Raw genomic sequence first — 22,690 nt, 5'->3', positions numbered from 1 at the left:
GAAGTGAGCATCGGCAGCGATCTCACGGCGGCCCGCGAGCGGGCCGACATGACGATCGAGCAGCTGAGCGCTGCGACCCGGATCAGAACCGGGCTGCTGATCGCCATGGAGGCCGACGATTTCTCCCGCTGCGGTGGGAATTTCTACGCCCGTGGACACATCCGCTCCATCGCCCGCGTGGTCAAGGCCGACCCCGCACCGCTGATCGCCGCCTTCGACGCCGAGCAGGCCGTCGAGGAGGAGAAGTCCCGCCGCGAGGAGCGCGCCGCCTCCAAGGGCCCGACGCTCCGCCCGGCCCGCCCGCGCTGGGCGATCGTGGTCGGCGCGATCCTGGTCATCTTGATGGGCTGGGGGATGGTGCGGCTGTTCACCCTGCCCAACGACATCGAGGCGAACGCATCCAAGACCGCGGTCACCACGGCGACGATCACCACGCCGACCCCCAAGGCCCCGGTGCAGCCGACCGTCCAGCCCACCAAGAAGCCGACAACCGCCAAGCCGCCGGTCCTGAAGACCGCGCTGACGCTCACAGCCAAGGGCGACGGCACCTACCTGACCGTCCGCGACAAGAAGAACCGACGCCTGTTCCAGGGCCGTCTGAGCCCCGGCATCGCCCAGTCGGTAACCAGCTCCGGCGACATCCGCGTAACAGTCACCAGCCCCGGCAACCTGATCGTCGTCCTCAACGGCAAACGCCTGGACACCAAACTCACCAAATTCACCGCCCACCCCAACGGCACCCTCACCAAAACCACCCCCGGCTCCTAGCCGGCCTGCCCCTGCGGCCGCCCCGCCCGCCGCCGTGGCCGCCGCTGTAGCCGCCGCTCTGGCCGTCCCGCCCGCCGCTGCGCTCGCTCCCGGCCTCGCCCTGGCCGGGCCTTGCGCCTCGCGGTGGGCTGTGAGATGCGCTGGTGAGTTAGGCCGGGGACTGTACGGCGCGTCATACTCGTGGTGATGACTACGCCACCCACCACCGTCGCCCTGGTCACGCTGGGCTGTGCCCGCAACGATGTCGACTCCGAGGAACTGGCCGGCCGGCTCGAAGCCGGTGGCTTCCGACTGGTCGACGACGCCGCCGAGGCGGACACCGTGGTGGTGAACACCTGCGGCTTCGTCGAAGCCGCCAAGAAGGACTCCGTCGACACGCTTCTCGCGGCCGCCGACTACAAGGAGTCCGGCCGTACGCAGGCCGTCGTCGCAGTCGGCTGCCTCGCCGAGCGGTACGGCGAGCAACTCGCCGAAGCCCTCCCCGAGACGGACGCCGTCCTCAGCTTCGACGACTACACCGACATCTCCGACCGCCTCCGCGCGATCCTCGCCGGCAACAAGCACCAGTCGCACGTACCGCGCGACCGCCGCAAACTCCTCCCACTGGCACCCGCAGACCGCCACTCAACCCCCGCCCCCTCCCTCCCCGGCCACGGCGACCAACCAACCGCTGCGGATCACGCCACCGCGCCGGACCAGAGGACCCAGGCAGACCAGACGACCCACGGTCAGCCGACTGGCGCGGGTGGGGCGATCGCCGCAGGCCGGCCAGCCGGGCAAGGCGAGCAGGCCTCCGCGGACCGCCTCGCGGAGGCCGGCCGACGGCCAGCTGCAGGCGCGGCGGGTGTCGGCTCGCACATCCCCGAGCAGCTGCGGCCCACGGACGCTTCCGCGCTTGCCCGGTCCAGCGAGCAAGCCGGACTCAAGGGACGCTTCGTCACCGGTGCACCGGAAGAGCTGAAGATCGACGCCCCCGATCTCGCGACCGCCCCGGCGAGCGGCCCCCGCGTGATGCGGCGACGCCTCGACGGCGGCCCGATGGCACCGCTGAAGCTCGCCTCCGGCTGTGACCGCCGTTGCGCGTTCTGCGCGATCCCGATGTTCCGCGGCGCGTTCATGTCGCGCCGCCCCGCCGAAGTACTGCGTGAAGCCGAATGGCTCGCCGACAACGGCGTACGCGAACTCTTCCTCGTCTCCGAGAACTCCACCTCGTACGGCAAGGACCTCGGCGACCTCCGCCTGCTCGAGACCCTCGTCGGCGAGATCGCCCAGGTGCCGGGCATCATCCGCGTCCGCGTCTCGTACCTGCAGCCCGCCGAGATGCGCCCGACCCTGATCAACGCGATGACCGCCACCCCAGGAGTCGTTCCGTACTTCGACCTCTCCTTCCAGCACGCCTCGGGCCCGCTTCTCCGCCGGATGCGCCGCTTCGGCGACTCGGAGCGCTTCCTCGAACTCATCGCCCAGGTCCGCGCCAGCGCCCCGACCGCCGGCATCCGCAGCAACGTCATCGTCGGCTTCCCGGGCGAGACCGAGGAAGACGTTGACATCCTCTGCGACTTCCTGTCCCGCGCGGGCCTCGACGCGATCGGCGTCTTCGGGTACTCCGACGAGGACGGCACCGAGGCCGAGACGTACGACGGCAAACTCGACGAAGACACCATCGCCGCCCGCCTCGACCGAGTAACCCGCCTAGCCGAAGACCTGACCTCAGCCCGAGCCGAATCCCGCATCGGCGAACTCCTCGAAGTCCTCATCGAATCCACCGCCCCCCTCGACACCGACGCCGACCTGGACAGCGACGATCTGTACAGCGCCGACCTGGACAGCGACGACCCGTCCGCCACCGTCGGGGGCCGCGCCACCGTAGACGGAGCTGCGCCGAAGGGCGTTGCGGTGGTCGCGTTGGACGGCGCCGAGTTGGATGGAGCCGCGTCGGACGAGGTTGTGCTGGCTGGGGCTGGGTGGACTGGCGAGGGGCGGGCCGCGCACCAGGGGCCCGAGGTGGATGGGTCGACGACCGTCACCGGGCTCCCGGATGGGGTACGGGTCGGCGATCTGGTCTCCGCGAAGGTGGTGGCGAGCGACGGTGTCGACCTGATCGCCGAGTTCGCCGCGCTCGTGAGCACCCCGGACGCCCGTCCGGCAGCTAACCTGACCGCGTGACCAACCCGCCAACGAACCCGGCACCGCGAGCAGCCGGCGGCCACCTCCACGCGCCCAGCGCCTGGAACGTGCCGAACGCGCTCACGGTCCTGCGGCTGGTCCTCGTACCCCTGTTCGTCTGGCTCCTCCTCCGCGAAGGCGGTCACACCGACAGCAACCGGCTGCTCGCCACCGCCGCGTTCGTGGTCGCGATCGTCACCGACCGCTTCGACGGCGACATCGCCCGCCGCTGGAACCTGGTCACCAACTTCGGCAAGATCGCCGACCCCATCGCCGACAAGGCCCTCACGGGCGCCGCCTTCCTCGGCCTCTCGTACCTCGGCGAACTCCCGTGGTGGGTGACCATCGTCGTGATGGTCCGCGAGTGGGGCGTCACGGCCCTCCGCTTCTGGGTCATCCGCCACGGCGTAATGCCCGCCAGCCGAGGCGGCAAACTCAAAACGGTCCTCCAAGCAATCGGCCTCGGCCTGTACCTCCTCCCGTGGCAGGAGGTGGCAATCGTCCACTGGACCGCGATGATCATCATGGCCGCCGCAGTCCTGGTAACCATCGTCACCGGCCTCGACTACGTAGGCCGAGCCCTCCGCCTCCGCTCCGCCGCCAAACGCCCCCTCCCGTAAACCCCCGCAAGCACCCGCCGCCAACGCCTGGTGCGCCCCCGAGGCGGCTGAAGCCGGCCACGCTGCGCGACGGTACGACGCGGCTCCCCACGCGACATCCCGCGCCGGCCCCACGCGACGTCACGCGAGGGCCTCACGCGACGTCCCGCGCCGGCCTCATGCGACGTCCCGCGAGGGTCTCACGCGACGTCCCGCGCCGGCCTCATGCGACTTCCCGCGGAGCTTCACGCGACCTCCCGCGCCGGCCGCACACGACGTCACGCGAAGGCCTCACGCGACTTCCCGCGCCAGCGCCAGCGTCGCGACGGAGCCCAGCGTCGCGACGGCGCGGGACGGGCCGTCGAGCGCCGGGTGGCCTGGGGACGAGCACGCGATCCGCGACTCCCGGTTGCCGGATCGGATGTGATGCCTGGCGATCGGGTGGATGGCTAGACTCGATCGGGTGCCGAGGCCGACTGCTGGAACTGCGGGAACGACAGGCAAGGACCGCAAGCTCGCACAGACGTACCGCCGGTTCGCGGAGGTGGACGCCGCCAAGATCTCACCCCTGTACGAGCGCATCGCCCTTGCACTGAGCGAGTCCGACGACGCTCTCGGCGCCATCGAGACCCTCCCCGCCCGCAAGCGCCACCCAGCCTTGGTCCTCGCCGCCCTCCACAACCTCGCGCTAACCGGCCACGCCCAACCCCTCGCCACCGCCTACACAGCCGCAGCCGCCGCTTCTAGGCACACAACCCCACCTGGCCCCGCCCCGACCAGCGCACCTACGGACGCCAGCGCGCCTTCGGATGCCAGCGCACGTACGGATGCCATCGCACGTACGGATGCCACCGCACCTGCGCGCGCCGATGCTCTTGGCCAAGCCGATGCGGTTGTGCGGGCCGACGCGGCTGCGAATGCGGCGATTGGCACGTTGGTGGGGATGACCGAGGCTGTGGTGGATGTTGTCGCACGGCGGAAGGTGCGGGCGAATGTGGCCGGCAACCATGCGGTGTTGTATCCGGCGGTTGCCGAGGTGGCGCGGAGGGTTGGCGCGAGTTCGGTCGGGCTGATCGATGTGGGTTGCTCGGCTGGGTTCAATCTGAACGTCGATCGGGTCGGGATCACGTACGGCAACGGTCAATCGCTGGGTGATCCGTCGTCTCCTGTGCAGTCGTCGGCGGCGGTTGTCGGGGATCTTCCGTTGCCGATGCAGGCGATGCCCGAAGTCGTTGCGCGAATTGGTGTCGACCTCGAGCCGATCGACACGACCGACGCGGATGAGGCGCGGTGGCTGCGGGCTTGCCTGCCGCCCGATCAACCGGAGCGGATCGCACGGCTCGAACGGGAGCTGGAGCTGGCGGCGATGGCGCCTCCTTTCTTGATGCAAGACGAGGCTGTCGAGGTGCTGCCCGATGCTCTCGCCCGGGTACCAGTGGATGCCCTGCCCGTCGCCATCACCACGTGGGCGCTGTCAGACCTGGTGCTTGAGAGTCGCCTGCGGTTCCTGCAGCGGCTCGACGAGGCTGCGACGGAGCGGCCGATCGCGTGGGTGTCGGTCGAAGGTGTCGGCGTCGCGCCGGCGATCCCGACCTTCGGTGACCGCCACGCCTCAGGTCACAGCATCATCGGCCTCGCGGTGTTCAACCATTCGACGCTGCACGCCGAAGCCGTCGGCCGCTGCTGGCTGCGCGGTCAGATGCTCGCCTGGCTGACCGAGTCGTAGTCGCAGTCCGCACACCTGCAGCATCCACGCGTTGTTGAACAACACCGCGCGCCCCTCCGAACCTCATCACAAACCGCGGTCGCCAGCGCAGCGCATCACCGACTGGCGCCACCGGCTCACGGGCGGGGAGCGCCAACAGTTCGCTCCGGGGGCCCGCTGGCAGTTTGCGCCGGGAATGTGGCCGGCAGCTCGCCCCGGAGATGGGTGGCAACGCTCGCGACTGGGTCCTGCTTGACCGACGTCACCGGCCGGCGCCTAGGGAGCGCGCTCACAGATCGCGGTGCGGCGCCCACGGGTCGCGCCTGGAGGACTGCACCGCGGGATTGCGCCAGGGGATTGCGTCAGGGGATGGCAGCAGCAGCTTGCGGTCGCTGGCCGCAGCGCGGTGGGGGAGGCCTGACGGGCCATCGCTGGGCATGGGGTGGTGGGCATGAGGTTCTGTGCGAGTCATGGTGGTGGGCGGGTGGGTCGTGTCGCGGTGGTGGGGTGTTGAGTACGGGGTACTGATCGGGAGTAAGGGAGGTGAGCGGGTGGCTGGGGACGGGGTTGAAGGGGCTGTTGGGCGGTTGGTGGGGCTGTTGCTGGAGCGGCGCGTGACGATTGCTACGGCTGAGTCGTTGACAGGTGGGATGGTCGGGGCGGTTCTGACTGATGTGCCGGGGGTGTCGGCTGTGTATCGGGGTGGTGTGGTCGTGTATGCGACTGACCTGAAGGCGACGCTGGCTGGTGTGTCCGCGGATCTGCTGGCTGCTGTGGGGCCGGTGCACCCGGACACGGCTGCCGCATTGGCCAGCGGCGTGCGGGAGCGTCTAGGGGCGGACTACGGGCTCGCGACGACCGGTGTGGCTGGTCCGGACCCGCAGGCGGGTATCGAGGCAGGCACGGTGTACGTCGCCGCGGCCGGTCCGGGATCCGTGCAGGTGCGGAAGCTACAGCTGACCGGCGACCGGACAGCCGTCCGCCGGCGAAGCGTGCAGGCCGTTCTCGAACTCGGAGCCGCCGTTGTGGCGGAAGAACTCGACTGATGGGGGTGTTGGGACCAGCATGGGGACAGGTAAGGCAGACTGGCACGGCGCACCGAAGGTGGACATTGCGAGGGGTAGTGACCCAGCAACAGGTACCGTTGGTTCCTACGGTCGAGCTACCGTGCGAGTAGACACGGCCGGACAGGCGGAAGGGAGAAACCTCATGGTGCTGGTTCGTGGCCTGCTGGGCGACGTCCTGCGGCGTAAGCGGCTGCGCCAGGGGCGCACTCTCCGCGAGGTGTCCGCTGACGCTCGCGTAAGCCTCGGGTATCTCTCCGAGGTCGAGCGCGGTCAGAAGGAAGCCTCGAGTGAGCTGCTGGCAGCTATCTGCACGGCACTCGATGTGCCGCTGTCGACGGTCTTCGCCGAGGTGAGCGAGGATCTGGCCCGCGAAGAGGCGCTGGTGCTCGCGCACCCGACCATCGAGCCGCAGGTTGTGGCTGCGGCCTGAGCCCCAGCTCACCGGCTATTCCCGTCTGGCGTCGGGTTGCTCTTGGGCGCCCGGATCAAAGCCGTGCGCGTCGGCCAGACAAGCTGCAGCGCAGGCAGCGGTGGGTCGCTTGGCTGCCGGAACATCTGGTTCGCCGTGTACAGGTGGTGAGCCGAATCGGGGAACCGTAGGAGCTCGGCCGTTTCTGGAGGCGGAAAGAACCCGGACAGGTCGTCGCCCTCGTCGAACACTGCGCCGCCCATGACCGCCCACGCGAGCGGTTTCAGCCCCAGATAAGCCCAGCACGGCTCCGGATCGAAGACGATGATCTCCGGATGCCGGTACAGGCTGAGGCCCAGCGTGTACCCGAAGGCTGGATTGCGGTCGCCGTCGCCTTCGACGTACTGCATCGTCCAGCCAAAGGTTCGGATGTTTGCCTCGATCTGCCGCGAGTACTCCTCGTGGCTCACGCCTCCGCACCGGTCGCACATCAACTTCTCCTTTCGATCGAACATTTGTTCGATACGTCAGGGAAGATATCCGTGTTCGTGCTCGCCGACGGCGTTGTCCACAGGCCAGTTCTGGCCGGTCAGAGCTCTGGTTGGCAGGCCGGGCACCAGTAGGTAACCCGCTCGCGGGTCGGTTCGCCGAGCTGCGCGGTCAGGATCGTCGCGCCGCAGCGGTGACACGGCTTGCCCGCGCGTTCGAACACCCATGAACGCTGTCCTGGCCGGTCGACGCCGGTGCTGACCTGGGTGCCGTTGCGGACATTCGCCTTCATCAGCTTTCGGCTGAGGTCGACAGCGGCCGGGACGTCGACGGCCGAGATCGGGCGCCATGGATGCAGACCGAGCAGGAAGCAGACCTCGATGCGATAGAAGTTGCCGATGCCGGCCAGGTTCCGCTGGTCGAGCAGCGCTTCGCTGACCGTCCTGTCCGGATCGGATTCGAGGTTCGCGATCGCAACCGCCCGGTCGAACGAAGGCGAGAGCAGATCGGGCCCGAGATGACCGACCACGCTGTCCTCGTCGTCGGTCGCGATGAGGTCGAGCACCGGCAGCCGATAACCGACTGCTGTCCACGGTGCCGTTTCGAGGACCACCCGGATCTGATGATCAGGCCCGCCGTGCCAGCGCTCACCCGGCCGGTACAGATGCCAGCTGCCATCCATGCGGAAATGACTGTGCAGCGTCAGGCCACCCGAGATCCGCATCAGGATGTGCTTGCCGCGTGCAACGACCTCGAGCATCGTCCGCCCGCTCAGGTCGGTCGTCGCGAGCGAAGGCACGCGGAAATCTGTGCGGACGAGCTCCTGCCCGGCGAGCGACTGGTTCAGCCGCTTGCAGGCTCGCCAGACGGTGTCTCCTTCAGGCATGGCCGATCGCTCCGAACGTCAGGCCCGCAGACGGAGGCCGCGCGGCGTCGCGTGGAAGCCGGCCTTCGCCAAGGCATCGCCGAATGCCGTGTGCCTGACCTGCTCACCATCGGCAGTCTCGACACTCAGCTTGCCGAGCTGACCGTCCCGGATCGACAACGCCAGTGCATCGACCGCCGGCTGGAGCAGGTCAGAGTCCTCGGTGAAGCTCAGCACAGTCCGCCCGCCACGCTCGACGTACACAATCAGCTGTCCGTCGACCATGACCACCAGGGCACCAGCCTTCCGGCCCGGGCGATGACCGCCTGCGCTCTCCCGCTCGGGCCACGGCAAAGCAGCACCGTACGGATTCGCTGGGTCGGAGGCCGCGAGTACCACGGCACGCGCAGTCAGCTCCTCGTCCTTGCGGCCACGACCACCGCCGCCCGGGCGGCCACCACCCGGCCCGAATCGCCCGGCAGGACCGAATGGACCTTCAGGCCCCGCCGAAGCAGTCCGCAGCTCCGCGAGCGCGCGCAGCCGATCGACGGCTCCAGGCAGCGCGAACTGTGCAGCCCCGAGCCCCGCGACGAAGTAGCCGCGTCTGCATCGCCCTGACTCCTCAAAAGCGCTCAGCACCTTGTAAACGGCGGCGAACCCGCCGGGCGTCCGCTCGGTGATCACCGACCCTCGTGTGACGATCCCGTAGCGATCCAGCAGGGTCTCGGCCGCGGCGTGCGCCCGCCGGGTCGCATCCGAACTACGGGCCGGAAGCAACGACCATCGCCCGCCGGCGGTTGGAGGACCACTCCGCGACGGCATGGCCGGGCGTCCGGGGCGAGCCGGTCGTCCCGGCCGTGCGCGTGGAGTCGCACGTCGCGTGCGATGGCTGCCCCGCCCGCCGCCGACAAGCGATCGGACCGGCGTCAGAGTGTCGTTGGTCAGGTATCCGGCCCAGACGAGGTCCCAGAGAACGCTCACCAAGGTGTCGTCCTCCACGACCCCCGACGCGGCTCCGACTGCATCGCTCAACTGCCGGAAGAAGAACGCACCGCCGCCCGACAACGCGTCGAGGACGGCCTGGTGAGTCTCGCTCAGCTCGAGCGCCGGATCAGGATCAGGCAGCGTCAGATCGCAGTTGTCGGCCAGATGAAGCGACACCCATCCGTCCGTCCCGGGCAGCGAACCCGATCCCGCCCACACCACTTCACCGGTCGCCGTCAGCTCGTCCAGCATCGACGGCTGATACCCAGGCACTCGCGAGGGCAGCACGATCGACTCCAGCGCCGACGCCGGCACCGCACATCCAGCGAGTTGCTCGACCGCTCCGAGCAGTACGTCGTACCCACGGCCGCGGCTGCTCGTGATTCCTTGCCAGGCTGGTAGGAATCGCGCCAGCGCGGACGGATCGACCGGCTCGACCTCCTTGCGCAATGCTGCGAGGGATCGCCGCCGCAGCAGCCGCAGTACCTCGCTGTCACACCACTCGAGTGCGATCCCGCCCGGTAAGAACTCGCCTTCGACGACTCGTCCGGCCGCACCTAGGCGTCGGAGTGCCTCGCTGACAACGGCGACGCCGATCCCTAGGTGCGTCGCGAGGTCGATCGCGCGGAACGGACCGTGCGTCCGCGCGTACCGAGACACCAGATCGCCGAGCGGATCTGCGACCGGCTCTGCGTGCGCCTCCGCGACCCCGGGCGGCAGCGGCACGCCGAGCGCGTCCCGCAACCGCGCGACGTCCTCGACAACTGCCCACCGGTGCTCGCCCGCGATCCGAACCCGCACCACGCGGCGAGCGGCCGCCAACGACGTCAGCCAGGACTCGGCATCCGAACCGTCGACGCACCGCTGCGATGCCTCCGGCAACGACAGCGGGCCGATCATCCGCAGTACGTCGAACAGCCCTTCTGCGTCACGGGCTCGTCGATCCTCGGCGAGCCGTTGCAGCTCAGCTTCGGTGCGCAGCACGACCTCGGCGTCAAGCAACTCCCGCAGCTCGGTCCGCCCCAGCAGCTCGGCCAGCAAACTCTGATCCAGTGCGAGCGCGGCCGCACGCTTCTCCGCGAGCGGCGAGTCGCCTTCGTACATGAAGGCGCCCACATAGCCGAATAGCAGCGACTTCGCGAATGGTGACGCTTCGGATGTCTCCACCTCGACGATCGAGATCCGGCGCTCGCTGATCCCGGTCAGCAGATCCTTCAACGCAGGCAGGTCGTAGACGTCCTGCAGCACCTCGCGCAGCGTCTCGAGCACGATCGGGAACGACCCGAACTTGCTCGCCACACTCAGCAGTTGCGACGCCCGCTGTCGCTGCTGCCACAGCGGCGACCGCCGGCCCGGATTGCGCCGCGGCAGCAACAACGCCCGCGCGGCGCACTCCCGGAACCGTGCCGCGAACAACGCCGAGCCACCGACCTCGGTCGTCACCAGGTCCTCGATGTCGGCCGGATCGAACAGCACGAGCTCCGCGCCCGGCGGCGCCTCGTCGGTCTCCGGCAACCGCAGCACGATCCCGTCGTCGCCCGAGACCGACTGCGCGTCCATCCCGTACCGATCGCGGAGCCGAGCAGCAATCGCAAGCGCCCACGGGCCGTGCACCTGACCGCCGTACGGCGAGTGAACGCAGACGCGCCAATCGCCCAGCTCGTCGCGGAATCGCTCCACCACGATCGTCACGTCGTCCGGCACCCGGCTGGTCGCCTCCCGCTGCTCGGCGAGATATGACACGAGGTTGTTGGCGGCGTACTCGTCGAGGCCGGCGGTCCGCGCACGCTCGATCGCTTTGCCGGCAGGCAACGACGCCATCCTGCGGACGAACGCGCCGGTCGCCGCGCCGAGCTCCGCCGGTCGCCCGACAGCATCGCCCTTCCAGAACGGCAACCTGCCTGGCTGACCCGGGGCGGGGGAGACGAGCACCCGGTCGTGGGTGATGTCCTCGATCCGCCAGCTCGACGCCCCGAGAGTGAAGACGTCGCCGACGCGCGACTCGTACACCATCTCCTCGTCGAGCTCGCCGACACGATGATTGGTCGACTCGCCGACCAGGAAGACCCCGAACAATCCGCGATCCGGGATCGTCCCGCCGCTCGTCACCGCAAGCCGCTGCGCGCCCGGCCGACCGGAGATCTCTCCACTCACCCGGTCGAACACGATCCGCGGCCGTAGCTCAGCGAACTCGTCCGACGGGTATCGACCAGACAGCATGTCGAGCACCCCGTCGTACGCCGATCGCGGCAAGGAGGCGAACGGCGCGCAGCGGCGTACCAGAGCGAACAGCTCGTCGACGTCCACCGAGTCGAGGGCGACGATCGACACGATCTGCTGCGCCAGCACATCGAGGGGATTGGCCGGGATGTGCAGGCTCTCGATCAGACCGTCGCGCATCCGCTGCACAACAACGGCCGTGTCGATCAGGTCGCCACGGAACTTCGGGAACAGAACTCCGCGCGACACCGCGCCCACCTGGTGACCTGCGCGCCCGACGCGCTGCAATCCGCTCGCGACCGACGGCGGCGCCTCGACCTGGATGACAAGGTCCACCGCGCCCATGTCGATGCCGAGCTCGAGGCTGCTCGTCGCCACGACGCACGGCAGGCGGCCCGACTTCAGATCCGCCTCGATGAGCGCTCTTTGTTCTTTACTGACCGAACCGTGATGGGCTCGCGCGATCAACGGTGGCGCCGCCAGCGACCCGCCGGACTGGGCCATCAGCTGAGCAGGCGAACCCAACTCAGGCAGCTCCAGCTCGGCACGCTCGGCGGCAATCTCGTTCAATCGGGCGGTCAGTCGCTCGGCCAGCCGCCGCGAGTTGGAGAACACGATCGTCGACTTGTGCTGAGCGATCAGGTCGAAGACATGCTCCTCGACATGCGGCCAGATCGACGCGTGCTGCTGCGGACCGGCCGCGGATCCAGAGGTCTCTACCTCGGTCGCGGCCAGCTCTGCCATGTCCTCGACCGGGACGACAACGCTGAGGTCCCACTGCTTGGTGAACTTGGGTTGCACGACAGTCACCGGCCGCTCGCCGCCGAGGAATCGGGCAACCTCTTCTACCGGTCGCACCGTCGCGGACAGACCGATCCGCTGCGCAGGCTTCGGCAAGAGGGTGTCGAGGCGCTCGAGGGTGAGCGCCAGATGGGCGCCTCGCTTCGTCCCGGCGACGGCGTGCACCTCGTCGACGATGACTGTCTCGACTCCGCGCAGCGACTCGCGGCCCTGTGAGGTCAGCAGCAGGAACAAAGACTCTGGGGTGGTGATCAGTACGTCGGAAGGCCGGGTGGCGAACCGCCGTCGGTCGGCGGCCGGGGTGTCGCCCGATCGCACCGCGACATCGACGTCGACCGGCGCCTCACCGAGCCGGCGCGCGGTCTCCCGGATGCCGATGAGCGGGGCACGGAGGTTGCGCTCGACGTCGACCGCGAGCGCCTTCAGGGGTGACACGTACAGCACTCGGCAGCGCAGCTTCGGATCGTCGGGCGGCGGTGTCGTGGCCAGTCGGTCGAGCGCCCAGAGGAAGGCCGCCAGGGTCTTGCCCGATCCGGTCGGGGCGACCACCAGCGCGTCCCGGCCCGCGGTGATGGCGTCCCACGCCTCGAGCTGGGCCGGGGTGGCCGCCTCGAAAACGTCGCCGAACCACGCCCGGGTCGCGGGCGAGAACCGGCTCAACGCGCTGGTCTTCTTCACGTCGTCCATCTTGCCGGGTCCCGCCGACAGTTTTCACGAGCCGTTCGTGGCGCACCGTGAGGAGGCGCTTTCCGTCCGGTGCGCCGGTTGTCCCCCTCGTCTGGAATGATCGGCGCCATGATCAACCGCGTACGTGCAGCGCTCGTCGTCGTGGCCTGCCTGGTCGCTCTGACCGGGTGCGTCAAGCTCGACGCCGATCTGAAGGTCGGGTCGAACGAGACGGTCTCGGGCACCATGAAGATCGGGGTCGACAAGCAGCTGCTGCAGTCCAGCGGCCAGTCCCTCGACAAGGTCCGCCAGCAGATCGAGAGCGGCATCAAGCAGACGACCACCGAAGGGGTCAGCTGCAACTCGTTCGAGGACGACAAGTACGTCGGGTCGAACTGCACCTTCGAGAGCGTGCCGTTCGACAAGATGGGCAGCTCGAGCGGCGACGGCGTCGGCTTCCGCAAGGACGGCAACAAGGTCATGGTGACGGTGAAGGCCGGCAACCTGGGCAGCGTGCCGTCGGGCAGCCAGCCGGAGGTGAACTTCAAGATCACCATGCCGGGCAAGATCCTCGAGCACGACGACGGTGCGAAGATCAGCGGCCGCACCGCGACGTACGACAGCCTCGACAAGCTCGGCAAGATCTCGCTGACCTCCGAGGCCGGCGGCACCTTCCCCACCTGGGCGCTGATTCTGATCATCGTGCTGGTGCTGCTGGCGATCGGCGCGGTCGTGTTCTTCATGCTGCGGAGCCGCAGGAAGAAGGCGCAGCAGGGCTACGGACAGCAGTTCCCGGGGCAGTACCCAGGCCAGCCGGGTCAGTACGGCGGTCCGGGGCAGTACGCGGGCCAGCCGGGGTACGGTCAGCCCGGTCCCGGTGGGCAGTACCCGGGGCAGCCAGGGCAGTACGGCGCTCCGCAGCAGGGCCAGCCAGGTCAGTACGGCGGTCAGCCGGGGCAGTATCCAGGGCAGCCGAGGCAGGGGCAACCGCCGTATGGCGGTCAGCCTGGTCAGCCTGGTCAGCCTGGTCAGCCTGCTCAGCCGCAGTACCCTGGGCAGTCTCAGCCGGGACAGTGGGGTCCGCAGCCTGGGCAGCAGCCGCCGCAGCAAGGACAGCCGCCGCAGCAGGGTCCCGGTGGTTGGGGACAGCCCGGCCAGGGGCAGCCTGGTCAGCAAGGTTCGCCGTACGGTCAGCAGCCGCCGCAGCAGGGTGGTCCATCGGGGCCTCAGCCGGGTCAGCAGGGCGGTTGGGGACCGCCACCGAAGGACGATGACGGGCAGGCATGAGACTGACGGAGTTCTGGGCTCGGATGGATCACCATCTCGGTCCCGCGTACGCACGGACCTGGGCAGAGACCCAGGTGGTCCAGGAGCTCGGCGGCCGCACGGTCGTCGAGGCGCTGGCCGAGGGCGAGGCCGCGAAGGTGGTCTGGCGTGCCGTGTGGGCGCACCTGAACTTGCCGGCCAGCGAACGCTGATGCCCTAGGCAACAAAGGCTAGACGGTCCACCCGGTGCGGGCGGCCCATTCCTCGGCCGGCAGATAGATGAGGTCGCAGACCGGGTCTTTGAGGTCGGAGTAGTCACCGATCTCGAGCCGGAGCGCGGCGGCGTGCTGTTTGAAGACGGCGTACGCGCGTGCGGTCTCTGGGTGGCTGCGCAAATAGTCGCGGAACAGCAGCGCGTACCGCTGATTGGCGTGACCGGCGACCCGGATGTGGAGATTCACCCGGCGCCGGTACATCGGCTCGACCAGCATGCGTTTCACCCACTGGATCTCGTCGGTCGGCAGGCCTGGCACAGGATGGTCGCGCCGCGGCGGGCGTAGCTCCCAGTCCGCGGCGACCATCCGCTCCGCCACGTCGTCCAGCTCCGGCTCGGTGCCGACGGTCACCTGGATGTCGAGGATGTCCTTGGCCGGCAGGCGGGGCACCGAGGTCGAGCCGATGTGGTCGATCCGCTGGGCCAGTTCGCCGAGCAGTCCGCCGATCGTGTGCGCGGTCTTCTCGTACTGCGAGGGCCAGCTCTCGTCCGGTCGTACGATGACGATCCCAGTCATGCGGAGATCATCCCAGTACTGTGGCGGCCGATCCCAGTCCTTCAGACAGGTTTGACCCGGAACGCGCTGGTGGTCAGCAGGTCCGCCGTCTCGTACGCCGCCTTCTGGATCGCTTTGCGCTCGTCGAAGTACCCGCCGACCACGCCGATGCCTGGCAGCTTCCCGACGAATCGGGCGCCGAGGCTGCCCCGCGGACGTTCCTCGAACACCTCACCGAGCCCGCCGAACAGTTTGCTGATCCGCCACAGCAACCGGACGCCGTGACGCACTCCGGCCTCCTCGGACTCGTCCCCGAGGCCTAGCTGCTTCGCCACGTCCTGTCCCGCCGCGGTCGGGTCGTCGTACTTGAGTACCTCGTCCGGAGTGATCGGACGGTCGGTCAGCACGCGCGCGATGACCGCGGTGCGGTCGGCGTGCGCCTCCACGCCGTACTCGCGGCAGATCGCGCCGATCACCATCGCTTGCACAGCAGCGCCGAGGGTGTCCTTGACGGGAAGCCGGTCGGCGACCGCACCGCTGAGCCGGGGCAGGGCCGCGACGACGGCCGCGAATCCGCCCAGCCGGTCGACCCACCAGTCGCAGCGGGTGGCGAGCGGCAGCTTCGGCCACTCGGCGTGGCCGGGCACCGTCATCTTCAGCAGCCGATCGATCGCGAGGATCAGGGCCTTCTCGGCGAGGTTGGGCTTCTCCTGGGCGGAGTACTCCGTCAGGATGCTGCGGACTCCGAACGGGTCCGGCGTGCGGAGTGCGTCAAGTACGGTGTCGATGCCGAACTCGACCCGGCTGAGCGCGAGGACGACAGCGGAATCGGGGACGTCGGGACGGTCTGTCACGACCGCCAGAGTAGGGAGTCGGCGGTCCAGGATGGTTGTCGGGGCAGGTTCGGCGTGTCACTTGCGATTCGAACAGGTGTTCGGGATAGTTTGGTGTCCTGAAGGTGCCCGGGCGGCCGGAGTTGTCCACAGATTCGAAGTGGCGACGAAAACTGTCGGACGCGATGGATACCTTCTGTGGCGACACGAGAAGTCCTCCGGGCTGCTGGGAAGCGGCCCCGATTATGAGATGGGTCAGGTGGCAGTCACATGGCTGGTGCAGCGGCGAGTGCGGAGCGCGCGGCGAGCGATCGCGAGAAGGCGCTTGCGACTGCGTTGACGCAGATCGAGCGGCAGTGCGGCAAGGGTTCGGTGATGCGCCTGGGGGAGCAGAACAGGCCGCCGATCGAGGTCATCCCGACCGGGTCGATCTCGCTCGACATCGCGCTCGGGATCGGTGGTCTGCCACGCGGTCGCGTGGTGGAGATCTACGGCCCGGAATCCTCCGGTAAGACGACGGTCGCCCTGCACGCGGTGGCGAATGCGCAGCGCGCCGGCGGGATCGCGGCGTTCATCGACGCGGAGCACGCCCTCGACCCGGAGTACGCGCGGAAGCTGGGCGTCGACACCGACGCGCTGCTGGTCTCGCAGCCCGACTCCGGTGAGCAGGCGCTGGAGATCGCCGACATGCTGGTGCGCTCCGGCGCGATCGACATCGTCGTGATCGACTCGGTGGCCGCGCTGGTGCCGCGGGCCGAGATCGAGGGCGAGATGGGCGACAGCCACGTCGGTCTGCAGGCCCGGCTGATGAGCCAGGCGCTGCGGAAGATGACCGGTGCGGTCAGCGGGACGAACACGACCGCGATCTTCATCAACCAGCTGCGCGAGAAGATCGGCGTGATGTTCGGCTCCCCGGAGACGACGACCGGTGGTAAGGCGCTGAAGTTCTACGCGTCGGTGCGGCTGGACGTGCGCCGGATCGAGTCGCTGAAGGACGGTACCGACGTGGTCGGCAACCGGACCCGCGTCAAGGTCGTGAAGAACAAGGTGGCCCCGCCGTTCAAGCAGGCCGAGTTCGACATCATCTACGGTCAGGGCATCAGCCGCGAGGGCAGCCTGCTCGACCTCGGTGTGGACCAGGGCTTCGTCCGCAAGGCCGGCGCCTGGTTCACCTACGAGAGCGACCAGCTCGGCCAGGGCCGGGAGAACGCGCGGAACTTCCTGCGCGACAACCCCGATCTGGCCAACGAGCTGGAGAAGAAGATCAAGGAGAAGATGGGCATCGGCCCGACCCTTGACCAGCCGGCCGGCGAGGCCGCCGCGGCCGAGGTCGATGTCGACTTCTGACCGACCCTCCGCGGGCGGCAGCGTCCCCCGGCAGCCCACTGCTGCCGACGACGCTGCCCCCGCGGCGCTGTCTCTGCCCCACGACGAACGCCTGGCCCTGGCCCGCAAACTCCTGGCCGCAGGCACCGATGCCTCGACGCCTTCCAGCGGCAAGGACTCCCGCATGGCTCCTGGCACGGGTCACGCCGACGATCGCGGCACCGGTCATGCTGACGACAACCGCACCGATCGCGGCGCGGATCATGCAGGCGACCGCCATGCGGATCGTGCTGGTGGTGCTGAGGGCGATGCTGGCGTAGCTGGTGGTTCTGGGGCGGCTGGTGGCTCTGGTGGCAGCCTGGGGCGTGGGGAGCGTCGTAATGGTCGCAAGGCGGGCGCGGGCCGGGGTGAGGCCTGGGGTGATGACGACGGCTTTGTGGGTGAGGACGAGTCGGAGTGGGGCAGCTCTCGCCGACGTACGGGATCCATCAGGCGAACTGCCGGCACCGTCGACCCGTGGGATGAACAGCAGGACGAGCAGGAGAAGGTCCGGCCGGCACGACGCCGGAAGGCTCCAGGGCGTGAGTCGAGTGCGGGTTCGGCTGATCCTTGGGGTGAGCGGGATGAGCGATCCGCTCGTACGTTCGAGACTCAGGCTGCCGATCGATTGGCTGAGGCGCGTGCGTTCGCAGACGATGCGCCGGCCTCTGTTGCAGACGTAGGTACGTCTCAAGAACAGTTGGCCCCTTGGACAGACGCGGCTGGGCCAGCCGCCGAACCTCAACGTGCCAAACCCACCGTCGACAAGCCATCCGCCAGCGCCTCACCAAGCGCGGCGGTCTCCGCGAGGCCGAAGTCCGCTACGGACGATGCAGCTCGAGCACGCCGGCGTGAGCCCATAGGCGAGCCCGTTGCGTCCGATCTCGAGGTGCCTGCCGATCACGTGGCGGACGTGGGCGAGAGCGGGTTGGGTACGAGCGCGGCAGGCGGTGGTTCGTCGGCGTCTGCTCGTGTTGCGCGTGGGCACGGTGACGGCGAGAGCGCGCTGAGCCGCGAGTCCGTAGCGTCGGATCGTGTTGCGCCCGCGGACCGTGACGGGGCAGGCAGCGGGCCCGTCACGGCGGGTCGTGAGGCGGACGGGGATCCCGCGGTGTGTGCGGGCCGGGATACGTCCGGCGGACGGGCGTCGGGCGGAAGTGTGTTGGGCGTTCCTGCGCCAGACGGGGATGCGTCGGGTGAGGGTATGTCCGGTGGGAATGCGTCGGTCGGCGGTGCGTCCGACGGGAGTGCGTCCGGCGGAAGTGTGTTGGGCGAGGGTGCGACCATCGGGGATACGTCGGGCGGGAGGGCGTCGGGCGGCGGTGCGTCTGGCGGAAGTGTGTCCGGCGGAAGTGTGTCCGGTGGGCAAGCGTCGGGCGGGGGTAGAGCCGGCGGGAGTGCCTCTGGTGGGAGAGCGTTGGGTGGAAGTGCGGCCCGTGGGGGTGCGGTCGGTGGTGGGGCTGGGGCTGTTGTGGGTGGGGGGTCTTCGGGGCGGGGGAGTCGGGGGCGGCGTACGGGTGGTGGGGGGTTTGGGCGGGGGAGGAAGCGGCGGGGGAGTGAGGAGCCTGCGGGGGTTGGGGATCCTGCGATGGAGGAGGCGGCGGATCCGTATTCGGTGGCTCGGACGATTTTGCTGGACAAGTTGACGGGGCAGCCTCGGACTCGGGCTGAGTTGGCTGATGTGTTGGCTGAGCGGGAGATTCCGGATGACGTGGCCGACGAGGTGCTGGATCGGTTCACGGATGTCGGGTTGATCGACGATGCCGCCTTTGCGAATGCGTGGGTGGAGTCGCGGCATCGGGGGCGTGGGTTGGGGAAGCGCGCGTTGGCGCAGGAGCTTCGGCGGCGCGGGGTGGACGAGGAGCTGGCTCGGGACGCGCTCGAAGAGTTGGAGCCGGAGCAGGAAGAAGAGACGGCGCGACAGCTGGTGCGGCGGAAGTTGCGGTCGATGCGTTCGCTGGAGCGGCAGGTGGCGATGCGGCGACTGCTCGGGATGCTCGCGCGTAAGGGGTACCCGGGCGGGATGGCGATGAGCATCGTGAAGGAGGAGCTGGACGCTTCGCACGACGAGTTCCCGCTCATCGACTCGTCCGGTCTCGGGCCTGAATAGGGTGCCGAACCACGAGCCGCCAGTCGTGCGTGCAGCCACAGCAGCGGATCGGGCCGGGATCCAACGGCTGTTGCGCGAGTTGCACGGGGATGAGGCCAACGACACGACCTTGCCCGAGGTGCGTCAGCAGGCAAGAACCTTCGTCGCAGGCGATGACGGCGGCGAGATTCGCGGGCTCCTCGTCGCGACCTTCGTCGACTACGGACACGACCCGTACGGCGTCGTGGAAGAGCTCGTGGTCGATCCAGCGAGCCGCAGCGCCGGGACAGGTACGGCGTTGCTCGACCAGTGCCGCTCCTGGCTCGGAGGGTTGGGCGCTGAGGTGGTTTTCGTCTCGGCCATCAGCGAAGAGGCAGCCGAGTTCTACCTCCATTCCGGATTCACCCGCTGCAGCGGTCCGTGGCTCTGGGCGGCAGGCCACAGGGGTTAGGTCAGCTTCAACTGTTTACCTTTGCTAAAGGTCTTGCTCGGGAACTGGCCGGGCAGTGTTGGGCCGCGTGCCGGTTGGTGGTCACTTTGTGGGCGGAAGGTTCTTGACGGAATCACCGCCTACTTCGAGAGGTTCCGCCCAATGTCTGACTTCACTCGGCGCCGGTTTCTTGGGGGCGCCGCGGCGACCGCGAGCCTGGGTGCCGCGGCCGCGTTGATGCCCGCGAGCGTCCAGAAGGCCCTCGCCTCCCCGCCGCCCCGCGCGGCGCGGCTCGGGGACATCAAGCACGTCGTGATGCTCATGCAGGAGAACCGCAGCTTCGACCATTACTTCGGCACGCTGTCGGGCGTGGCCGGGTTCGACGACCCGCACGCGATCAAGCTGTCCACCGGCCGCAACGTGTTCTACCAGCCCGACACGGAGAACCCGGACGGCTACATGCTGCCGTTCCACCTCGACACGCACGCGACGAACTCGCAGGCGATCCCGTCCACCAGCCATGCGTACTCGGTCCAGCACCAGGCCTGGAACGGCGGCAAGATGGACAGCTGGCTGCCCGCGCACCGCGCCGCCGACAAGGCCAACGGGCCGTACGTGATGGGGTACTACACCCGCGACGACATCCCGTTCCAGTACGCGCTCGCCGACGCGTTCACGATCTGCGACCAGTACCACTGCTCCGTCCAGGGGCCGACCTGGCCGAACCGCCTGTACTGGCAGACCGGCATGATCGACCCGGGCGGCACCTTCGGCGGCCCCATCACGTCGAACTCGTTGCCGAACGGCGCGTACCGCTGGACGACGTACGCCGAGCGCCTCGAAGCGGCCGGTGTGAGCTGGAACGTGTACCAGGACCAGGTCGGTCTGAACAGCTACAACATGCTGCCGCACTTCAAGCAGTTCCAGGACGCCACGCCCGGTACGCCGCTGTACGACAAGGGCCTGAAGGTGTCGCCGCTCGGCCAGTTCGAGTACGACGCTCTGCACGACAAGCTGCCGACCGTGTCGTGGCTGATGACCGCCGGCGGTGTCTCCGAGCACCCGAAGGAGATGCCAGCCGCCGGGGCTGACTTCGTCGCGTCGAAGATCGCAGCGATCGCCGCCAACCCGGACGTCTGGAAGAAGACGGTCTTCATCCTGAACTACGACGAGAACGACGGCTTGTTCGACCACGTCGTACCGCCGACCGCACCGGCCGGGACGCCCGACGAGTACGCGCTCGACCTGCCGATCGGTGGCGGGTTCCGGGTGCCGTGCATCGTGGTCTCGCCGTGGACCGCTGGTGGATGGGTGAGCAGCCAGAAGTTCGACCACACCTCTGTTCTGCAGTTCCTCGAGAAGCTGACCGGTGTGCAGGAGCCGAACATCAGCCAGTGGCGTCGCCGGACGTTCGGTGACCTCACCTCGGTGTTCCGCCACGACCACATCAGCAAGCCGCCGGCGCTTCCCGAGACGGGCGCCCGGCTGAACCTGGCAACGTACGAGGCCGCGCAACTGCCGGCTCCGACGTTCCCGACCTCGACGCAGGTCGTCCCGCATCAGGAGCGCGGCGGTCGCCACCGCCTCTGAGGTACGCCGACGGCCGGGCAATCACGCCGATTGCCCGGCCGTCGCATGTCTGCGGGAGTAGCGTCGGCGCCATGGTGAGCCTGGAAGACGTGGAGCGATTGGTCGGCCAGTTGCCGGAGACCGTGGAGACGACGAAGCACGGCCATCGGACCTGGGCGGTCGGCGGCAAGGGGTACGCGTGGGAGCGGCCGTTCAGCAAGGCGGACCTGAAGCGGTACGGCGACGAGACGCCGCCCGACGGGCCGATCCTGGCGATCCGGGTGGAGGATCTCGCCGAGAAGGAAGCAGTGCTGGCCGCGCGGGCCGGGGACGGATTCTTCACGATTCCGCACTTCGACGGGTACGCCGCCGTGCTGGTCGAGCTCGACAAGGTGCCGGAGCAGGCGCTCCAGGAGGCACTGCTCGACGGGTGGCTGGTGTACGCCCCGGCGGACGTGGCAAAGGCGCACTTGAACGGGCGGTGACGGAGAGTGAGGTGGTTTCGGGTCCCATGAGCGGCGAGGGGCGTTGACGGGTGCGGTGCGACGGTGTGTTATCCGAGGTAGGACTGGTATTTGGACTGGTCCGTAGGCTGGGATTTTCCGTCGATCCGCCCCAGACACCGCGGAGGGTGCAATGAACGATTTCCAGGAACAGGCGAAGAACTGGCTCCGGAATGTCGTCAAGCAGAACCCGGACAAGATCAAAGCCGGCGTCGACAAAGCCGGCGACCTGATCGACAAGCAGACCGGCGGGAAGTACGCGGAGAAGGTCGACGCGGTCCAGCAGAAGGTCGGCACGTTCGTCGACAAGCAGACCTCCGAAGACACACCGGCTGAGACCACCTCCGACACCACCTCCGAGTCCACCACCGCGGGGACAGCAGAGAGCGACAGCGCGCAGTCGGACGGACCCGCGGAGGCGGCGGGCCAGGCGGGCACAGCGGGCCCAGTTGGTGCAACGGGCACAGCGAACGCCGCGGACGGAGCCAGGGTTGTCGGTGGCCCGACGCCCGACCCGGCCGACAACCCGGAGCGTTCGACCGGCTCCACGACCGAGGGAACCGGCGCCGGCAGCACGGCGACCGGTCAGCAGCGGTAGAGCGATCGGCAAATCTCCTGCAGCCCCCGCGGCCGGCTCGGCCGCCGCGGGCGCTGCAGGTTAGGCGGCTGGCGGCTGCGTGCGAGCCCCGTCGTCACCGACTGCAAGGCACCTGGCGCGCAAGAGGGTCCAGGACGGCTGGGGCTGCGTACTTATGCCCGTTGTGGAGTAGTCCAGTGCCGAGAGTGGTCTCATCCGGAGGGTGAGGCGGGAGTGTCCGTCTTGACCGGTTGGGGGGCCGCGCTTAGCCTCGGGATCAGGAAGGGATGAATCCACCGGAACGGTGGCGGATATAAGGATCGGCGGGTCGGTGAAACGGCCGACAAGCCGGCACAAAAGACGCAACCACGCTCGACTGAGCTGAAGGAAGGACGACGGCGCCATGCAGCGCCGTCGGATAGACGGAACCGCACGCAAATCCCGGCAGCAGCGCAAGCAGGCCGGGGTGCGAGCGGCGCCATCGTGGTCTCCGGGTTGTCAGCGGCGACTCACGGTGAGCAAGCGAGGCAAACAACAGCTGGGCAGCCG

General features: G+C 68.8%; 19 protein-coding genes. 14 read left to right on the top strand and 5 right to left on the bottom strand.

The window, feature by feature from the left end:
- Window positions 1–3 precede the first annotated feature (3 nt).
- From ACIA58_RS12725 to ACIA58_RS12700, 6 genes are all read left to right on the top strand, one after another.
- Complete coding sequence (locus ACIA58_RS12725) at window positions 4–768, top strand: RodZ domain-containing protein (protein ID WP_396403779.1); 765 nt, start codon at window positions 4–6, stop codon at window positions 766–768.
- Window positions 769–954: 186 nt separating this feature from the next.
- Window positions 955–2,934: a radical SAM protein gene (locus ACIA58_RS12720; RefSeq protein WP_396403778.1), complete on the top strand. Its 1,980-nt coding sequence runs from the start codon at window positions 955–957 to the stop codon at window positions 2,932–2,934.
- On the top strand, window positions 2,931–3,554 hold the full coding sequence (gene pgsA / locus ACIA58_RS12715) for a CDP-diacylglycerol--glycerol-3-phosphate 3-phosphatidyltransferase (protein ID WP_396403777.1): 624 nt from the start codon (window positions 2,931–2,933) through the stop codon (window positions 3,552–3,554). The genes ACIA58_RS12720 and pgsA overlap by 4 nt, the downstream gene beginning before the upstream one ends.
- Window positions 3,555–3,996: 442 nt before the next feature.
- Window positions 3,997–5,259 (top strand): DUF2332 domain-containing protein, encoded by a 1,263-nt coding sequence (locus ACIA58_RS12710; RefSeq protein ID WP_396403776.1) that lies wholly within the window; start codon window positions 3,997–3,999, stop codon window positions 5,257–5,259.
- A gap of 530 nt (window positions 5,260–5,789) precedes the next feature.
- On the top strand, window positions 5,790–6,284 hold the full coding sequence (locus ACIA58_RS12705) for a CinA family protein (protein WP_396403775.1): 495 nt from the start codon (window positions 5,790–5,792) through the stop codon (window positions 6,282–6,284).
- A gap of 163 nt (window positions 6,285–6,447) precedes the next feature.
- Window positions 6,448–6,735, top strand: a complete 288-nt coding sequence (locus tag ACIA58_RS12700; RefSeq protein WP_396403774.1) for a helix-turn-helix domain-containing protein — start codon at window positions 6,448–6,450, stop codon at window positions 6,733–6,735.
- An 8-nt stretch (window positions 6,736–6,743) separates the two neighbouring features.
- Here ACIA58_RS12700 and ACIA58_RS12695 read toward each other — a convergent pair whose 3' ends face one another.
- The 3 genes from ACIA58_RS12695 to ACIA58_RS12685 form a co-directional block, all read right to left on the bottom strand.
- On the bottom strand, window positions 6,744–7,184 hold the full coding sequence (locus ACIA58_RS12695) for a DUF4262 domain-containing protein (protein ID WP_396403773.1): 441 nt from the start codon (window positions 7,182–7,184) through the stop codon (window positions 6,744–6,746).
- Between the two features lie 119 nt (window positions 7,185–7,303).
- On the bottom strand, window positions 7,304–8,089 hold the full coding sequence (locus tag ACIA58_RS12690) for an Fpg/Nei family DNA glycosylase (protein WP_396403772.1): 786 nt from the start codon (window positions 8,087–8,089) through the stop codon (window positions 7,304–7,306).
- Between the two features lie 18 nt (window positions 8,090–8,107).
- The gene (locus ACIA58_RS12685; RefSeq protein WP_396403771.1) at window positions 8,108–12,760 is read right to left on the bottom strand and encodes an ATP-dependent helicase; all 4,653 of its coding nucleotides are present in this window, start codon (window positions 12,758–12,760) and stop codon (window positions 8,108–8,110) included.
- Between the two features lie 108 nt (window positions 12,761–12,868).
- On the opposite strand from ACIA58_RS12685, the gene ACIA58_RS12680 reads away from it, so the two are divergent.
- Window positions 12,869–14,026 (top strand): LppM family (lipo)protein, encoded by a 1,158-nt coding sequence (locus tag ACIA58_RS12680; protein WP_396403770.1) that lies wholly within the window; start codon window positions 12,869–12,871, stop codon window positions 14,024–14,026.
- Window positions 14,023–14,217 (top strand): DUF3046 domain-containing protein, encoded by a 195-nt coding sequence (locus ACIA58_RS12675; RefSeq protein WP_134098478.1) that lies wholly within the window; start codon window positions 14,023–14,025, stop codon window positions 14,215–14,217. Before ACIA58_RS12680 ends, ACIA58_RS12675 begins: the two co-directional genes overlap by 4 nt.
- 18 nt (window positions 14,218–14,235) lie before the next feature.
- Here the strand turns inward: ACIA58_RS12675 and ACIA58_RS12670 are convergent, their stop codons facing one another.
- Window positions 14,236–14,796 (bottom strand): GrpB family protein, encoded by a 561-nt coding sequence (locus tag ACIA58_RS12670; protein WP_396403769.1) that lies wholly within the window; start codon window positions 14,794–14,796, stop codon window positions 14,236–14,238.
- 41 nt (window positions 14,797–14,837) lie between these two features.
- The gene (locus ACIA58_RS12665) at window positions 14,838–15,629 is read right to left on the bottom strand and encodes a hypothetical protein (protein WP_396403768.1); all 792 of its coding nucleotides are present in this window, start codon (window positions 15,627–15,629) and stop codon (window positions 14,838–14,840) included.
- A 249-nt stretch (window positions 15,630–15,878) separates the two neighbouring features.
- Here ACIA58_RS12665 and recA point away from each other — a divergent pair, with 249 nt between their 5' ends.
- From recA to ACIA58_RS12635, 6 genes are all read left to right on the top strand, one after another.
- Window positions 15,879–16,955: a recombinase RecA gene (gene recA / locus ACIA58_RS12660; RefSeq protein WP_396403767.1), complete on the top strand. Its 1,077-nt coding sequence runs from the start codon at window positions 15,879–15,881 to the stop codon at window positions 16,953–16,955.
- Window positions 16,956–18,177: 1,222 nt separating this feature from the next.
- Window positions 18,178–19,083, top strand: coding sequence for a regulatory protein RecX (locus ACIA58_RS12655; protein WP_396403766.1), 906 nt, complete (start codon window positions 18,178–18,180; stop codon window positions 19,081–19,083).
- A gap of 25 nt (window positions 19,084–19,108) precedes the next feature.
- On the top strand, window positions 19,109–19,513 hold the full coding sequence (locus tag ACIA58_RS12650; protein ID WP_396403765.1) for a GNAT family N-acetyltransferase: 405 nt from the start codon (window positions 19,109–19,111) through the stop codon (window positions 19,511–19,513).
- A gap of 141 nt (window positions 19,514–19,654) precedes the next feature.
- The gene (locus tag ACIA58_RS12645; protein WP_396403764.1) at window positions 19,655–21,082 is read left to right on the top strand and encodes an alkaline phosphatase family protein; all 1,428 of its coding nucleotides are present in this window, start codon (window positions 19,655–19,657) and stop codon (window positions 21,080–21,082) included.
- Between the two features lie 71 nt (window positions 21,083–21,153).
- Window positions 21,154–21,546 (top strand): MmcQ/YjbR family DNA-binding protein, encoded by a 393-nt coding sequence (locus tag ACIA58_RS12640; protein ID WP_396403763.1) that lies wholly within the window; start codon window positions 21,154–21,156, stop codon window positions 21,544–21,546.
- 151 nt (window positions 21,547–21,697) lie between these two features.
- Window positions 21,698–22,162: an antitoxin gene (locus ACIA58_RS12635; protein ID WP_396403762.1), complete on the top strand. Its 465-nt coding sequence runs from the start codon at window positions 21,698–21,700 to the stop codon at window positions 22,160–22,162.
- The last annotated feature ends 528 nt before the right edge of the window (window positions 22,163–22,690 follow it).

It is taken from the genome of Kribbella sp. NPDC051586 (assembly GCF_044453965.1).
Classification (GTDB): Bacteria; Actinomycetota; Actinomycetes; order Propionibacteriales; family Kribbellaceae; genus Kribbella.
Note: the sequence above shows the minus strand (reverse complement) of the source record. Positions and strands in the feature narration are given on the sequence as shown.

What these genes read in the sequence shown, in the direction of transcription:
- ACIA58_RS12720 (WP_396403778.1), top strand. Translation starts at nt 955, where the DNA reads ATGACTACGCCACCCACCACCGTCGCCCTGGTCACGCTGGGCTGTGCC.
- ACIA58_RS12700 (WP_396403774.1), top strand. Translation starts at nt 6,448, where the DNA reads ATGGTGCTGGTTCGTGGCCTGCTGGGCGACGTCCTGCGGCGTAAGCGG.
- ACIA58_RS12690 (WP_396403772.1), bottom strand. Translation starts at nt 8,089, where the DNA reads ATGCCTGAAGGAGACACCGTCTGGCGAGCCTGCAAGCGGCTGAACCAG.
- ACIA58_RS12685 (WP_396403771.1), bottom strand. Translation starts at nt 12,760, where the DNA reads ATGGACGACGTGAAGAAGACCAGCGCGTTGAGCCGGTTCTCGCCCGCG.
- ACIA58_RS12680 (WP_396403770.1), top strand. Translation starts at nt 12,869, where the DNA reads ATGATCAACCGCGTACGTGCAGCGCTCGTCGTCGTGGCCTGCCTGGTC.
- ACIA58_RS12675 (WP_134098478.1), top strand. Translation starts at nt 14,023, where the DNA reads ATGAGACTGACGGAGTTCTGGGCTCGGATGGATCACCATCTCGGTCCC.
- ACIA58_RS12670 (WP_396403769.1), bottom strand. Translation starts at nt 14,796, where the DNA reads ATGACTGGGATCGTCATCGTACGACCGGACGAGAGCTGGCCCTCGCAG.
- recA (WP_396403767.1), top strand. Translation starts at nt 15,879, where the DNA reads ATGGCTGGTGCAGCGGCGAGTGCGGAGCGCGCGGCGAGCGATCGCGAG.
- ACIA58_RS12655 (WP_396403766.1), top strand. Translation starts at nt 18,178, where the DNA reads ATGTCCGGTGGGAATGCGTCGGTCGGCGGTGCGTCCGACGGGAGTGCG.
- ACIA58_RS12645 (WP_396403764.1), top strand. Translation starts at nt 19,655, where the DNA reads ATGTCTGACTTCACTCGGCGCCGGTTTCTTGGGGGCGCCGCGGCGACC.
- ACIA58_RS12640 (WP_396403763.1), top strand. Translation starts at nt 21,154, where the DNA reads ATGGTGAGCCTGGAAGACGTGGAGCGATTGGTCGGCCAGTTGCCGGAG.
- ACIA58_RS12635 (WP_396403762.1), top strand. Translation starts at nt 21,698, where the DNA reads ATGAACGATTTCCAGGAACAGGCGAAGAACTGGCTCCGGAATGTCGTC.